Source organism: Acinetobacter legionensis, from assembly GCF_048551735.1.
GTDB lineage: Bacteria > Pseudomonadota > Gammaproteobacteria > Pseudomonadales > Moraxellaceae > Acinetobacter.
This window is the reverse complement of record NZ_JBIMBV010000011.1, coordinates 22,422-35,408: the sequence shown is the minus strand read 5'-3', so window position 1 is coordinate 35,408 and position 12,987 is coordinate 22,422. Positions and strand designations below refer to the sequence as shown.

At 35.2% G+C, this 12,987-nt stretch carries 17 protein-coding genes and 2 pseudogenes; 15 read left to right on the top strand and 4 right to left on the bottom strand.

Features of this window, described 5'->3' with window-relative positions:
- Positions 1 to 5 precede the first annotated feature (5 nt).
- From ACG9ZL_RS11460 to ACG9ZL_RS11430, 7 genes and pseudogenes are all read left to right on the top strand, one after another.
- On the top strand, positions 6 to 530 hold the full coding sequence (locus ACG9ZL_RS11460) for a hypothetical protein (RefSeq protein ID WP_419360061.1): 525 nt from the start codon (positions 6 to 8) through the stop codon (positions 528 to 530).
- Between the two features lie 267 nt (positions 531 to 797).
- On the top strand, positions 798 to 1,598 hold the full coding sequence (locus ACG9ZL_RS11455; RefSeq protein ID WP_419360060.1) for a hypothetical protein: 801 nt from the start codon (positions 798 to 800) through the stop codon (positions 1,596 to 1,598).
- A 225-nt stretch (positions 1,599 to 1,823) separates the two neighbouring features.
- Positions 1,824 to 2,198, top strand: a complete 375-nt coding sequence (locus tag ACG9ZL_RS11450; protein ID WP_336953765.1) for a lysozyme inhibitor LprI family protein — start codon at positions 1,824 to 1,826, stop codon at positions 2,196 to 2,198.
- Positions 2,199 to 2,319: 121 nt separating this feature from the next.
- A complete protein-coding gene (locus tag ACG9ZL_RS11445; RefSeq protein WP_336953764.1) occupies positions 2,320 to 2,844 on the top strand; it encodes a hypothetical protein in 525 nt (174 codons plus the stop codon).
- Positions 2,845 to 3,004: 160 nt separating this feature from the next.
- Positions 3,005 to 3,420 (top strand): annotated as a pseudogene (locus ACG9ZL_RS11440) (transposase family protein); the annotation flags it as partial.
- A gap of 31 nt (positions 3,421 to 3,451) precedes the next feature.
- Positions 3,452 to 3,610, top strand: a pseudogene (locus tag ACG9ZL_RS11435) (IS5/IS1182 family transposase); the annotation flags it as partial.
- 56 nt (positions 3,611 to 3,666) lie between these two features.
- Positions 3,667 to 4,128: a hypothetical protein gene (locus tag ACG9ZL_RS11430; protein ID WP_419360058.1), complete on the top strand. Its 462-nt coding sequence runs from the start codon at positions 3,667 to 3,669 to the stop codon at positions 4,126 to 4,128.
- 394 nt (positions 4,129 to 4,522) lie between these two features.
- On the opposite strand, the gene ACG9ZL_RS11425 is transcribed toward ACG9ZL_RS11430, so the two are convergent.
- The gene (locus tag ACG9ZL_RS11425; protein WP_419360057.1) at positions 4,523 to 5,443 is read right to left on the bottom strand and encodes a Dyp-type peroxidase; all 921 of its coding nucleotides are present in this window, start codon (positions 5,441 to 5,443) and stop codon (positions 4,523 to 4,525) included.
- A 162-nt stretch (positions 5,444 to 5,605) separates the two neighbouring features.
- Here ACG9ZL_RS11425 and ACG9ZL_RS11420 point away from each other — a divergent pair, with 162 nt between their 5' ends.
- Entirely contained in the window at positions 5,606 to 6,226 is a 621-nt protein-coding gene (locus ACG9ZL_RS11420; RefSeq protein ID WP_336953762.1) for a LysE family transporter, read from the top strand.
- Positions 6,227 to 6,298: 72 nt separating this feature from the next.
- Entirely contained in the window at positions 6,299 to 6,919 is a 621-nt protein-coding gene (locus tag ACG9ZL_RS11415; RefSeq protein ID WP_419360054.1) for a LysE family translocator, read from the top strand.
- A 37-nt stretch (positions 6,920 to 6,956) separates the two neighbouring features.
- Here the strand turns inward: ACG9ZL_RS11415 and znuB are convergent, their stop codons facing one another.
- From znuB to ACG9ZL_RS11400, 3 genes are read right to left on the bottom strand one after another with little or no spacing between them, the layout of a single operon-like run.
- Positions 6,957 to 7,757 (bottom strand): zinc ABC transporter permease subunit ZnuB, encoded by an 801-nt coding sequence (znuB, locus tag ACG9ZL_RS11410; protein ID WP_419360052.1) that lies wholly within the window; start codon positions 7,755 to 7,757, stop codon positions 6,957 to 6,959.
- Between the two features lie 3 nt (positions 7,758 to 7,760).
- Entirely contained in the window at positions 7,761 to 8,561 is an 801-nt protein-coding gene (znuC, locus tag ACG9ZL_RS11405) for a zinc ABC transporter ATP-binding protein ZnuC (protein WP_336953759.1), read from the bottom strand.
- Positions 8,534 to 9,031: a transcriptional repressor gene (locus tag ACG9ZL_RS11400; protein WP_336953758.1), complete on the bottom strand. Its 498-nt coding sequence runs from the start codon at positions 9,029 to 9,031 to the stop codon at positions 8,534 to 8,536. Before ACG9ZL_RS11400 ends, znuC begins: the two co-directional genes overlap by 28 nt.
- 138 nt (positions 9,032 to 9,169) lie before the next feature.
- Between ACG9ZL_RS11400 and ACG9ZL_RS11395 the strand changes: the two genes are divergently transcribed.
- From ACG9ZL_RS11395 to ACG9ZL_RS11370, 6 genes are all read left to right on the top strand, one after another.
- Positions 9,170 to 10,012 (top strand): metal ABC transporter solute-binding protein, Zn/Mn family, encoded by an 843-nt coding sequence (locus ACG9ZL_RS11395; protein ID WP_336953757.1) that lies wholly within the window; start codon positions 9,170 to 9,172, stop codon positions 10,010 to 10,012.
- A gap of 171 nt (positions 10,013 to 10,183) precedes the next feature.
- Complete coding sequence (locus ACG9ZL_RS11390) at positions 10,184 to 10,582, top strand: ATP synthase subunit I (RefSeq protein ID WP_004723429.1); 399 nt, start codon at positions 10,184 to 10,186, stop codon at positions 10,580 to 10,582.
- A gap of 103 nt (positions 10,583 to 10,685) precedes the next feature.
- On the top strand, positions 10,686 to 11,561 hold the full coding sequence (atpB, locus tag ACG9ZL_RS11385) for a F0F1 ATP synthase subunit A (RefSeq protein ID WP_336953756.1): 876 nt from the start codon (positions 10,686 to 10,688) through the stop codon (positions 11,559 to 11,561).
- Between the two features lie 83 nt (positions 11,562 to 11,644).
- The gene (gene atpE / locus ACG9ZL_RS11380; RefSeq protein ID WP_000424060.1) at positions 11,645 to 11,890 is read left to right on the top strand and encodes a F0F1 ATP synthase subunit C; all 246 of its coding nucleotides are present in this window, start codon (positions 11,645 to 11,647) and stop codon (positions 11,888 to 11,890) included.
- Between the two features lie 39 nt (positions 11,891 to 11,929).
- Positions 11,930 to 12,400: a F0F1 ATP synthase subunit B gene (locus tag ACG9ZL_RS11375; protein WP_004723424.1), complete on the top strand. Its 471-nt coding sequence runs from the start codon at positions 11,930 to 11,932 to the stop codon at positions 12,398 to 12,400.
- Positions 12,401 to 12,411: 11 nt separating this feature from the next.
- Positions 12,412 to 12,948, top strand: a complete 537-nt coding sequence (locus tag ACG9ZL_RS11370; protein WP_004823704.1) for a F0F1 ATP synthase subunit delta — start codon at positions 12,412 to 12,414, stop codon at positions 12,946 to 12,948.
- Positions 12,949 to 12,987: the final 39 nt, after the last annotated feature.

Sequence of the window (12,987 nt, the reverse complement as noted above, 5' to 3'; positions counted from 1 at the left end):
TAAATATGCTTACTGATTTTAAAAAAATGCTATATGTAATTTTTTTAACTTTTTTTTGTTTTGGTTGTGATTCAAAACATGCTGCACATGAGTCTAAAGAAAAATTGGATTCTATAAGTAAAGAAAGTATAAACCATAATGAAGTTGATATAGTATCTTTTATTTTAAACTTTTATAAAATATATTCTCCTTTTGATTTGGGTGGAAATAACGAAAATAAATTGAGTGATTTTATATCAAAGCATGGTGATGAATTTTTAACAAAAAAATTGAAATTATTGATTTTAGAGGATATTAAATGTACGCAAGAAGGTTATGTCTGTAACTTGGATATGGACCCATTTTATAATAGTCAAGATAAAATCGTATTGTCAAATGTCACAAAGCAAAATGATAAAACTGTAAATGTTTTATTTGATAATAAAAGTAAATTAATAATTTTATTAGATTGTGATGGGAAGTGTTTGATTTCAAATATTATTTATCCAGATGGATCTAACTTGGAAGAAAAATTGAAACAGAAGGATTGAGTCAAAGAAAGAATATGATTCTAGCATTAAAAAGAGTATTAAGAATACTCTTTTTTTTAATATTTTTATAAATTTTTTGTCATAATTTTCAATGGAAAATAATAAATTATTTTGATATTAATTTTTGTAAAAAATGAGATACTTAATAATATGGTTATTATGTTTCAGGTGATTTAAATTAGATTATGAGATTACTGCTAATCATGCAAATCCAGATTCTAGGAAAAATTTTATAAAAATTATCAATAGAAAAAAGTGAGATAGAAAATGGAAAAACAGTTTAGTGTATTAATATTTTTAAGTTTATTTGTTATTACAGGTTGTAGTGCAAAATCAGTTGAAAAGGATGCGGTATTAAAATTAAAAGTTGAACGTTGTGGTTTCGATTATGATATAGAGAATTACTATTGCAAAGCAGATAAATTAGACTTATATAAGAAGAGTGTTGGAAATAAAGTGGATTTTAATAAAAATTATACGATAATTAAAATAAATGATGGAAAATATTATCGACTAGTTGCACTTAATCAGAAGGATTTAAAGGTCTACCCTTTAAATTATCAAATAGGTTATAAGTCTAAATTTGATTATTCGGTGAATAATGATAGCTTGTGTGTTACAGGCGATTTTTATGCATATAGAGATGATTACAGTCATTCAAAGTTGTGTTTTAAGGCGATAAATGGAAGTTTTGTAAAAACAAATATTTCTGAAAATTTACCCAAAAGTACTAAAGAAAGCAATTTAAAAAAGATATTAATTCCTAATGCTTCAAATTACTTCTTGAAGTGTTTAAAAAGCAACTCTGAAAGTAAATGTGAGAAGCTAAGTGATTTGGAAAATCATGTATATAGTTTGAACGATGTGAAAAATATGTCGCCAGAAATTCATACGATCTTAAGCCAGAATAAAATTAATAATTTAAATTTAGATGGAGTTAAATTTATACCAGATATAGGAGATTCACAATTTGTGATTGGTGAAAAATATCATGACACAGATAATGGATCGACGACTTTATTCTATTTGATTAAAATAAAGCCAAAGATAGAGGTTTATAATCTTTAAGAAAGCTATGCTATTGATGGTAAATATAACTTAAGCTATAAAGATTCTGCGGGGAATAATAAAAATATAAAATTAAATTAATCTATAATATTTATAGTTAATTTCTGGATGAAAAGCAGCTTCATAAAGTTGCTTTTTCATTTAAAATATAGAGAAACTTTCGATTTCGATCATATAAAATTTAAACTGAAGGCTTTCTATCTTTAATTGCTATAATGGGTGTCTATGAAAAAATTAATCTTAATATCCTTGCTGTTATTCAGTATGGGTGGTCTTGCATTTGCTCAACCTAACACTTCCTGTAAAAATGATGATGAAAGCCTCATATGTATTAGAAGTAGTTCAAAGGCTGTCACTAATGAAATGAAAAAAGTGATCCTTAATATTGAGGAATCGACTGATAATCTGCAAAAATTTCAAATATCTCAATTGAAGTGGTTAGCTTATAAAAATGCATACTGTAAAGATTTTATGGGTGAAGAAGCAACCAATGCTCAAGGCGATGGTGCAACCATAATAATTGAATCATGTTTGCTCGATATTGATAAAGCAAGACTAGACGAACTTAAACGATTAAATAAAGTTTATTTAGCTCAATAAATGAATTTTATAAGACGTATAAACCAAAGAGGTTAGATGTCTTTTGCCTTTTTATTTATGACTGTTATATCTTTTTAAGGGTTTTGGTAACTGGACTTTAATATTAATTTTGGAGTATAAAATGAAAAAAATATTTATTATATTTCTTGTTGTTTTGAATTCGATTTATATGACTAATTCGCTAGCTAAGCCAAATGATAGTGAGGAATCATGTAATACAAATAACATAGTAGCAAATAATTTTAAAAAGACATTCCCTGTGATGTTGCCTATTTCATCAAAGAGTAAATTAAAAAGAGAAAATACAATTTCCTTCTCTCAATTTTCTAATAGTTTTTTACAAAAACTTTCAGAAAATCATGGTGATTTTGTGCCATTTGGAGGAGCGATAAGATTACCAGATATTTGTAATAAAACGGTTTTTATTGCTTATTTTACTGATGAAGGAGAGGTGGAAAATTATAGTCTTAATGTATTTAAAGATGGTAAGGGACATTCTGTGAATTTTGGAACGGGATCAGAATTCTGGATTGATAAAAAATATAATATTAAGGTTAAAAGCTATGATGGTAAGTTAGCTAAAATAAACTATTATAAAATTTCTGATGATGGCATTATTATGAAAAGTAAAAGTCCTTTCAATTAGTTGTCTAAAATACTAGATATTACTTTTTTTAAAATGAAATTTAATTAATAATTTCAATGAATAGCCATAAGGAAAAAGCATCATATGTTGATGCTTTTGCTATGAGTACAAAAATTATATTAGACTTCTTGCGAAAGTATAAATTGTTTATAATAGCTTTATGAGATATGAAAATTTAACAAAGTTCGATGATATTGAGTTCAAACGTTTAGTCGGAGTGACATGTCCTTTATTTTGTAAAATGGATCTCGTTTTACAAGAGGCTGAGCGTTTTAAGAAAAAAATTTGGCCGTCCTCACAACTTAGCAATTGAAGATCAATTGTTATTAACATTGAAGTACTTATGATCTTATAGTATTCAGCTTGAATTGTCTGCTGAGTTTGCAATAGCTGAAAGCAACGTTAATCGAACCATCCAAAAAATTGAGAACTGGCTTATACAGTCTAGAGTATTTTTATTACCTAAAAGAAATCAATACATTACAGATCATGACTTTGTTATTGTGGAGGTAACAGAATCTGAGATAGAACGTCCTAAACAAAAAAATTAAGTTGTATAATGGTAAAAAGAAAAAATCCAATAGCTAATCAAACAATGACCATATAGCATATAGATTGTTATTTATATAAAGTCAGGCATTTAGTAGAAAATATGTTTTGTAGATTAAAGTAGTTTTGAGAAATAGCCACTTGATATGACAAATTAAAACGGAACTATGAAATTTCTGTTGCATTAGCTTGCATATTTTTATGGCTCCACTTGTAGGTTAAATTATGAACCCTAAATGTCAACAGATCCTAAATATTTCGAAGGAATTCAACTTGTTTAAAAGTATTTACCAAAAGATATTTATTATTATTTTCTTAAGTTTTAGCACTTATGCTGGTGCGGATAATATTAAGCGAAAAGATAAAAATAGTGATGGTTTAGATATAACGCATTTACCTTATAACTCTCAAGATCATTTGAAATGTTTGGAAAATAACTCTAAAGATAATTGCCAATCAGTAAATTTAATTTCTTCTAGTAAACTTACTCATGCTTATAATTTTATAAATTCTCAATATGGGCGTGGGGTTGTTCTACCTGAAAGTAGTGATCGGAAGTTGATAGTTATTTCGCCTTTTTTAGATGAAAGCGAAACACTTTTAAATATAAACATTGTTGATAAATTTGGAGTTGTCACAGAAAAAAGTTTATCTGAAAAAACAAAGTTTATTATAGATAAAAACTATAATTTAATTTATATCAAAAATGGAAAAACGATAAAAGAAAAATTATAAAAGTTCTGGGCTTTAATGTAAATTAGGAGCCCAGTTATTCAATGCTATTTACATTTATAGGAAGCCTATATTAAAGATCTTTCATAAATAAAAAAATGATCATGTGGAGTGAATTATATTGGTATTGAAAGTTCCTTCTCCCTATGGGAGAAGGTTAGGATGAGGGTGCTTTTATGTTGATTTATGGTTTTAAAAAGCACTTATGAAAGAAGTCTATTGATGATATTTAGTTTAGGGAAAAACCTTTTTTCTTTATTTTATTTTTGATAGTCGGCTGTTCTTAATAGAAAATGAACACCTTGATTAATGAAAAATAATATAATTTTCAGAATGTTGAGATTATTTTTTAAATTAATAAGCAGCTTTATAAAGCTGCTTATTTAATGGATTTCTATCAATCTTCCAAAATCTCTTCCAACACTTCTTCATTCGGTGCAAAGAAATAAGCACCATCCATAGGTGTTACAAAGTGCAGCAAACGGTCATGAATCCCATCGCCTTGAGTACCAAACATATTGACTAGCATACGATCAATACGGGTTAAGTCTTTGGTATAGGCAATAAAAAATAGACCTTGCTCACCTTGACCATCGCCATAAGGAAGAGAGTGGCGTAATATTTCTAATTCTTCACCTTCATTATCTTCAATGACAACACGAGCAATATGGGCATTTTCAGGTTTGTGTTCATCGTCCATCTCTATACTTTCTAATTTAGAACGACCAATCACATTTTCCTGTGCATCAACTTTTAAACGTTTCCACTTTTCAAGTTCATGTACATAACGTTGTGCGAAAATAAAAGAACCATCTTCAAAAATACCTGAATCTTCACCTAATAACGCAGTCTCAGCACGATCATCAGGGAATTGAGGATTTTCGGTACCATCAATAAACCCAGTCAGGTCACGACCGTCGAGATAACGGAAGCATACCCGTTCATCCAGAACCTCAACTTGATTTTGGATGCCATCAAAAAAGGATTGGCTAAGCGCAAAGCAAATATCTGTACGTGCAGACGCAATATGAATCAGAACATCAGCAGGAACGACTGGCATCGCAAATGCGCCTTGAATCGGTTCTAACTGCTTAAACCCTTCAGGAGTTGTGTGATAAAGTTTTGCCCAAAGTTCAGGGCCAAAAGCGATTGAGGTCTTGATTTCGGCTTCAGGATGTTGAGTGATTAGGCGATCACGTGTACTTAACAACGCATTGAGTTGTTCTTTTAAACCATCAATAGACAGATTTTTTAAATTTAAAACAATGAAACGAGCATGGTTAGAAGGTAAAGGTAGAATTACAGATTGGGCTGTCATATGGTGATGGCTCCTCAATTTTTATTTATCAATACTCTTATTGTGCATGATCAAGTAACAGCTGAATAGTAAAGTCTTATACTTTTTACCAATTAAATTAATCGAAATGTATCGTTTTAAAACCGCTATAATAGCGTGTTCAAAGTTTTCTATTCTTTTGTTATGTCGTATCAAGTCTGGTTTGCCTATATGTTGGCGTGCTGGGTGATCAGTATTTCACCTGGTGCGGGTGCGATCGCGTCTATGTCGAGCGGTCTTAATTATGGTTTTCGCCGTGGTTATTGGAATGCAATCGGTTTACAACTGGCATTGTTGGTTCAAATTGCGATTGTCGCAGCAGGTGTTGGGGTATTATTTGCAACCACACCATTGGCATTTTTCGTGGTGAAATGGTTTGGGGTTTTATATTTATTGTATTTAGCTTACATACAATGGACAACGAAAACACAGTCGATAGATATCCCGACTGAGCAACCGACAAAATCTATTCCCAAGCTGATCTTATATGGCTTTATTGTCAATATCAGTAATCCAAAAGCCATCGTCTTTTTACTTGCTGTTTTGCCACAATTTCTAGACTTGTCTAAACCACAATGGATTCAATATGTGATTATGGCAGTGACCATGATCATGATTGATTTGATAGTCATGGCTGGTTATACGGGATTGGCAGCCAAAGTGTTAAGACTATTAAAATCACCCAAACAACAAAAATATATGAACCGTACTTTTGCCGTATTGTTTAGTTGTGCCGCTGGCTTATTGAGTTTGGTTCACCAATAAAAATATAGGCGATTAACTGCTTGATATGTTAGAGATTTGATCATATAAATAAGCCATTGTTTCGAGGATGCTTTGAATTATTTAGAATTTTATCTGTATGCCATTAGTGTGATTATCATGATTGCAACGCCTGGTCCAGTCATGATCTTGGTTGCAAGTGCAGGTTTAAAAGGTGGCTACCGACAGTCTTTACTGACCATTATTGGGACAAATTTGGCCTCTTTGGTATTGATCACAGCTTCTATTTTAATTTTAAAGGGCATGTTTAGTGTCAATGAAGCACTTTTCTTGATCATTAAAGTTTTAGGATGTCTTTATATTGCCTATCTAGGTTATGGAATTCTAAAAGAAGTATTATCTCAGCAGGAGCATCAACTCAATACAATGTTGTCGCCTGTAGATGGTGGTCTTAGCAAAGGTTTTTTAGTGGGTATCTCAAATCCTAAAGATATCATTTTCTTTTCATCATTTTTTCCGCAGTTTATTCATATTCATGCTGATATAAATACCAGTCTGATTATCTTAGTCGTGACATGGATTATTTTAGATTTTCTCACGTTATCTTTGGTCTATCTGTCGTTTAATAAACTTTCTAAAAGTCAAATTTATCCAAAAATATTAGGGCTTTGTGGATTAATTCTGATTGTCATTGCTGTATATGGGTTATATGTTTCGTTAAAAAGCATAGTTTAAATATTGAGTGCGGCTAAAGATGGAAATGATTGATTCATCAAGCCATCTTTCTTACTTTCATTACACAGAAAATCACAGCAAACAGCAAAGACATGGTTAATACGATGCTTAGCCCTGTAGAGATGTTCAGGGCAGCACTTGACCATAACCCCACCGTCACACCAATTTGAGCAATCACAAACGCCCCCATCACCATTTGTTTCGGAGAGTGAGAAATAAGACGCGAAGCCAGTGCGGGGATGACCAATAATGCGCCCATCAGTAATGAACCAACGGCACGTAAAGCGAGTACGGTGAATAAAGCCAATAACAACATAAAAATTAAGCGCTGCCATTTGGCGTTTACGCCTTCACTTACTGCAATATCAGGATCAATCGCAATTTGAATTTGTGCTTGCCAGTAACGGTAGAGGACAGCTAAAGCAACAATAATCACAGTTGCAAAAATGGGTAGATCTGACCACTCAATTGTTAACAAATCGCCAAATAAATAACTTAATAATTCAGGACGTAATGCGGGTAAATGTTGAATTAACAATAGACCTGAACAGAGTAAGGTGGCAGCACATAATGCAAGTAAGGCGTCATTGGGTAAACGAGGGTCATGTAAAACCCAAAGTACAGCCACCAAGAGAATTGCAGTAAAGCTAACACCGACCCAAAGTGGTAAACTCAAAACAGCTGCTAAAGCGACACCCAGCAGGGTACCATGTGCCATGGTGTCAGCAAAAAAAGACATTCTGCGCCATAGCATTAAACAACCTAGCGGAGCGGTTAGAAACACTAAAAGTGTTCCCATAATCCATGCAGGTAACAGTAATTCTAACCATTCCATCATGGTTTAAGCTTCCGGTTCTGGGTGAATGTGTGGATGTGGGCCATGTTCACAAGTTTTGGCCGAGTCACCATGCGCACAATGATCATGATGGTGTTGGTAAAAAGCATGGTATTTTCCAAAAGTATCGCCAAACAAAGCTTGATACTCTGGATGTTGTTGAATACTGTCAGGTAAACCACTACAGCAAATGTGTTTATTTAAACAGACAACTCGCTGAGTGCCTTGCATGACCCACTGTAAATCATGAGACACGATTAAAATGGCACAACCATAACGTTGTGGCAGGCTACGCACATATTCATACAGTTCAGCTTCAGACTGGATATCTAAACCTTGCATAGGTTCATCTAAAACCAAAATATCGGGTTGGCGTAATAAAGCACGGGCCAATAAAACCCGCTGACGTTCACCACCTGAAAGTTGTTGTACTTTGGCATACTCTAATTTGGCAATACCAGTATCTCGTATGATTTCAGCTTTAATGGCCTTATCACATTTCTCAAGATCAAGTAGATCTTTAACTCTTAAAGGTAAGCTATGAGAGGGATTAAATTTTTGTGGTACATACGCCAGTTTAATTTTTTTTTGGCTGATAATTTTACCTGCATTGGGTTTTAAAATACCTAATAATACTTTGATCAGGGTTGATTTACCTGCGCCATTCGGACCAATAAGCGTGACAATTTCTTTTTCTTGTAATGAAAAATCTATATTTTTTAGAATGTCACGATCATCAATTCGGACATTAATCTGTTGCAGTTGAACGAGAGGGGAGTTTAGGCTTTGTTCGAGCACTGCTGACATATTCCTGAAATCTCAATAATACTGTGATGTGCATTGAAGTGATCTGACTTTGCTAAATGATCTAATTCTTGAATCAAACCTTTTGCTGAAGCTTCTTTCACTGTATGACATTCAGTGCAAATTAAAAATGCGGCTTGATGTCCTTCACGTGGGTGACAACAAGGGATATAAGCATTAATAGAAGTTAAACGGTGAATAAAACCTTTTTCTAAAAGAAAATCTAAGGTTCTATACACAGTAGGTGGCGCAGCTGGACGTTCTGCAGCACCTTTCATCTTGGCTAGCAGATCATAAGCACCTACAGGACCTGAGGCATTCAAAATTAATTCAAGTACTTCTTTACGTAAGGGGGTAAGGCGGGCACCTGAGGTTGCACAAAGGTTTTCTGCTTCTGATAAACGAGCTTCTACATTGAGATGATCGTGTACACCATGCAAAGTATCATGCTGTTCGTGTGAACATAAGCTCATATCAGACCTCAAAACTTGTTATTTGAATGGAAGAGAATCGCAAATATTAACATGAAGCTCTATCAACTTACGAATAGCGTAGGTATTTTTTAACTTCTGTTATACTATAACATAAATTTTTTTTGGTAATACACTCCCATGAATCGCATTATTGCCTTTTGCTTATGTGCATTATTAACTAGTGTTACTTGGGCTCAAGCGCCTTTAGTGGTATCAACTCACCCTATTTATTTGATTGCAAAAGAAATAACAGAAGGCGTGGAAGAGCCAGTTTTACTTTTGAGAAATCAAACAGGGCATGATGTGCAACTTACACCAGATAATCGTAAAACGATTATGGATGCTTCATTGGTGATTTGGCTGGGAAAAGAACATGAAGCGCCTTTGGAAAAGGTGTTGGGAGAAAATGCTAAGGCCATTTCAATACTCAATTCAGGCATTATCCAAGCGCTTCCATTAAGAAGTCCAAAAGGTATTGCACTTAAAGATACCATTGATACACATGTCTGGTTAGACCCTAACAATGCCGTACGTATTGGATTCTTTATTGCAGCCTTACGTTCACAACAACATCCTGAAAACAAAGTAGCATACTGGAATAACGCTAAGAAGTTTGCCAGTGAAATGCTGCGAGTCTCACAGAAAAGTATCAGTGCGGGTACGGCACGTCCATATTGGGCTTATCATGATGCTTACCAATATTTAGAGCGTTCATTAAACTTGAAATTTGCAGGGGCGATGACAGATGATCCACATGTTGCACCAACTGTAACCCAAATTAAGTTTTTAAATGACACGCGACCTTACAAAAAAATGTGTTTACTTGCAGAAGGCAGTGCAAGCCCGAGTCAGTACCGAAAATTGGGTGAAATTTCATTTCAAGCGGTAGACGAAACTTTGGCTAAACAACAAGATTTTGTGGTTGCATGGCAGACTTTGGCTCAACAAACACAAGCTTGCGTACTTAATGCACGGAAATGATGCAAAAAATAATCAACAATTGTTCATATGCAAAGCAACCTGTATATCGAAAAAAACACGACTAAGGTCGGGAAAAGATTGCATGTTCAGGGGTGTAACTCTATAATGCCTGCGATTAAAAACGATCATCAGCTAAACTTGTCAAGCATTTATGCTGTGAGTGGATAAAAAATGAGCCAAACTAGTCGCTTGATTGACCGACGATTAGCAAAAGCTTTGGTCTATTTGCAAGCGTTTATGATTCCTGTTTCAGCCTTGGTAGCGTGGGTCTTGAAAGACTCGACTGCGGCTCTGAGTGCAGCGTTAGGTGCACTGATATGTTGGCTTGCCAGTTGTTATTTTTCTTGGCAGTCGTTTCGAGCAGCAGGGGCACGTGCTTCAAAACAAGTTCTTTCGAACATGTATAGAGGCTTAATGGGCAAATTTGCAATTGTGATCGTTGGTTTCATTTTAATTTTATGCAATGTCAAACCGTTATCTCCGGTGGCATTGTTTTGTGGTTTTATTCTCGTTCAAGCGATGTCGTGGATTGCTCCTTTTTGGGTAGCACGACAACAAAAACGAGTATAAGCGCAGCAGAAATTGAAAATTTTTTTGGGGATTAACGAGATATCATGCAGCACGCGATATTCGTTAACTCTATTTATTATTTGACATTGACCAGGTGTGATTTATGGCTGCTGAAGAACATGCCCTGACTTCGACCGAGTATATCAAGCATCACTTGACCAATATGACCTATGGCAAAATGCCAGATGGTACTTGGAAATTGGCTGAAAGTGGTGCAGAAGCTCAACAGATGGGGTTCACTGCTATTCACTTGGATTCAATGGGTTGGTCAATTGGCCTTGGTGTGATTTTCTGTTTGATATTCTGGTGTGTAGCGAAAGCTGCAAACTCTGGTGTTCCTACCAAGTTCCAGTCTGCAATCGAAATGATTATCGAGTTTGTTGACTCAAGTGTTCGTGATACGTTTCATGGTAAATCACGTTTAATTGCACCTTTAGCCCTCACAATTTTTGTGTGGATTTTCTTGATGAATGCGATGGATTTACTTCCAGTAGATTTCATTCCGCATCTTGCAGGAATTATTGGTTCAAACGTATTTGGTATGGATCCTCACCACGTTTACTTTAAGATTGTTCCATCTACAGACCCTAACATTACCCTTGGTATGTCTTTGTCTGTATTTGCACTGATCTTGTTCTATAGTATTCGTGAAAAAGGCATCGGCGGTTTCGTTGGTGAATTGGCACTTAACCCATTTAATCCAAGTAACCCAGTTGCAAAAGCGTTATTGATTCCAGTGAACTTAATTCTAGAATTAGTAACATTCCTTGCACGTCCAATTTCATTGGCGCTCCGACTATTCGGTAACATGTATGCGGGTGAGTTAATCTTCATTCTTATCGCGTTGTTACCTTTCTGGATCCAGTGGGCGTTGTCTGTGCCTTGGGCTATCTTCCACATTCTTGTTATTACATTGCAAGCCTTCATTTTCATGATGCTAACAATCGTATACTTGAGCATGGCAAGCGAAAAACATTAATGGTATTGCCTAACTGTCATCCGGTGGTTAGGTATAATTTTTTTACTTTAATTTGGTATAAACCTAACCTCTGAGGAATTATCATGGAACTCACTTTAGGTCTAGTTGCAATTGCATCTGCTATCTTGATCGCTTTTGGTGCTTTAGGTACTGCGATTGGTTTTGGTCTTTTAGGCGGCCGTTTCCTTGAAGCTGTTGCTCGTCAACCAGAATTGGCTCCACAACTTCAAACTCGTATGTTCTTAATCGCAGGTCTTCTTGATGCTGTGCCTATGATCGGTGTTGGTATTGGCTTGTTCTTCATCTTCGCTAATCCATTTGTAGGTTAATCAGCTTAATTCCGAAATTCACTATTTGAGGAATTTGCAATGAATATCAACCTCACATTGTTTGGCCAAGCGATTGCATTTGCGATATTTGTCGCATTCTGCATGAAGTTTGTATGGCCACCACTAATCAATGCGATTAGTGAGCGTCAGCGTAAAATCGCTGATGGCTTAAATGCTGCAGAGAAAGCGAAAGCTGATCTTGCTGATGCACAAGCACAAGTTAAGCAAGAAATTGATGCGGCGAAAGCACAAGCGGCTCAATTGATCGAACAAGCGAACCGTCGTGCGGCACAATTGGTCGAAGAAGCGCGTACTCAAGCATCTGCTGAAGGTGAGCGTATTCGTCAACAAGCGAAAGATGCTGTTGACCAAGACATCAATTCTGCTCGTGAAGAATTACGTCAACAAGTTGCTGCTCTTGCAGTTGCTGGTGCAGAGAAAATTCTGAACCAACAAGTTGACGCAGAAGCTCATAATGCCATGCTGAATCAGCTGGCTGCTAAACTTTAAGAGAGGCGAATATGGCTGAATTCTTGACGTTGGCACGCCCATACGCTAAAGCAGCATTTGCTTATGCATCTGAGCAAAATGCAACTGACGCTTGGTCAAATGCATTACAACTGCTCAGTGCTGCGGTGCAAGATGAAGCATTCTCCGCTTATTTAAATCGCCCTGAGTTGACACCTGCTGAGCAGGTTGATCTTTTTGCGAAAGTTTTAGGTAATGAACAAACTGCGGCTGTGTCAAACTTTTTGACACTTCTTGCAGACAATGGCCGTTTGGCATTGTTACCTGAAATTGACACAGAATTTGAGCAACTCAAATCGCAAAATAACAACACTGTAGATGTTGTGATTGAATCCGCTTTTCCATTGGATTCAGTACAAGAACAGAAGTTGGCTCATGCGTTAGAAAAACGCTTGAACAGCGCTGTGAAAGTTACAGTTGAAGTAAATCCAGCATTGATTGCTGGTGTTGTTATTCGTGCAGGCGACCAAGTGATAGATGATTCTGCGCTTAGCAAGCTTGAAAAAATGCGGACTCGTCTTCTAGCGTAATTGTTAAAAATAACTACGTCTAAAGAAGACTGAACTTTA

What these genes read in the sequence shown, in the direction of transcription:
- znuB (WP_419360052.1), bottom strand. Translation starts at nt 7,757, where the DNA reads ATGATGGAATGGTTAGAATTACTGTTACCTGCATGGATTATGGGAACA.
- ACG9ZL_RS11450 (WP_336953765.1), top strand. Translation starts at nt 1,824, where the DNA reads ATGAAAAAATTAATCTTAATATCCTTGCTGTTATTCAGTATGGGTGGT.
- atpE (WP_000424060.1), top strand. Translation starts at nt 11,645, where the DNA reads ATGGAACTCACTTTAGGTCTAGTTGCAATTGCATCTGCTATCTTGATC.
- atpB (WP_336953756.1), top strand. Translation starts at nt 10,686, where the DNA reads ATGGCTGCTGAAGAACATGCCCTGACTTCGACCGAGTATATCAAGCAT.
- ACG9ZL_RS11420 (WP_336953762.1), top strand. Translation starts at nt 5,606, where the DNA reads ATGTCGTATCAAGTCTGGTTTGCCTATATGTTGGCGTGCTGGGTGATC.
- ACG9ZL_RS11370 (WP_004823704.1), top strand. Translation starts at nt 12,412, where the DNA reads ATGGCTGAATTCTTGACGTTGGCACGCCCATACGCTAAAGCAGCATTT.
- ACG9ZL_RS11390 (WP_004723429.1), top strand. Translation starts at nt 10,184, where the DNA reads ATGAGCCAAACTAGTCGCTTGATTGACCGACGATTAGCAAAAGCTTTG.
- ACG9ZL_RS11445 (WP_336953764.1), top strand. Translation starts at nt 2,320, where the DNA reads ATGAAAAAAATATTTATTATATTTCTTGTTGTTTTGAATTCGATTTAT.
- ACG9ZL_RS11425 (WP_419360057.1), bottom strand. Translation starts at nt 5,443, where the DNA reads ATGACAGCCCAATCTGTAATTCTACCTTTACCTTCTAACCATGCTCGT.
- ACG9ZL_RS11395 (WP_336953757.1), top strand. Translation starts at nt 9,170, where the DNA reads ATGAATCGCATTATTGCCTTTTGCTTATGTGCATTATTAACTAGTGTT.
- ACG9ZL_RS11460 (WP_419360061.1), top strand. Translation starts at nt 6, where the DNA reads ATGCTTACTGATTTTAAAAAAATGCTATATGTAATTTTTTTAACTTTT.
- ACG9ZL_RS11400 (WP_336953758.1), bottom strand. Translation starts at nt 9,031, where the DNA reads ATGAGCTTATGTTCACACGAACAGCATGATACTTTGCATGGTGTACAC.
- ACG9ZL_RS11375 (WP_004723424.1), top strand. Translation starts at nt 11,930, where the DNA reads ATGAATATCAACCTCACATTGTTTGGCCAAGCGATTGCATTTGCGATA.
- ACG9ZL_RS11455 (WP_419360060.1), top strand. Translation starts at nt 798, where the DNA reads ATGGAAAAACAGTTTAGTGTATTAATATTTTTAAGTTTATTTGTTATT.
- znuC (WP_336953759.1), bottom strand. Translation starts at nt 8,561, where the DNA reads ATGTCAGCAGTGCTCGAACAAAGCCTAAACTCCCCTCTCGTTCAACTG.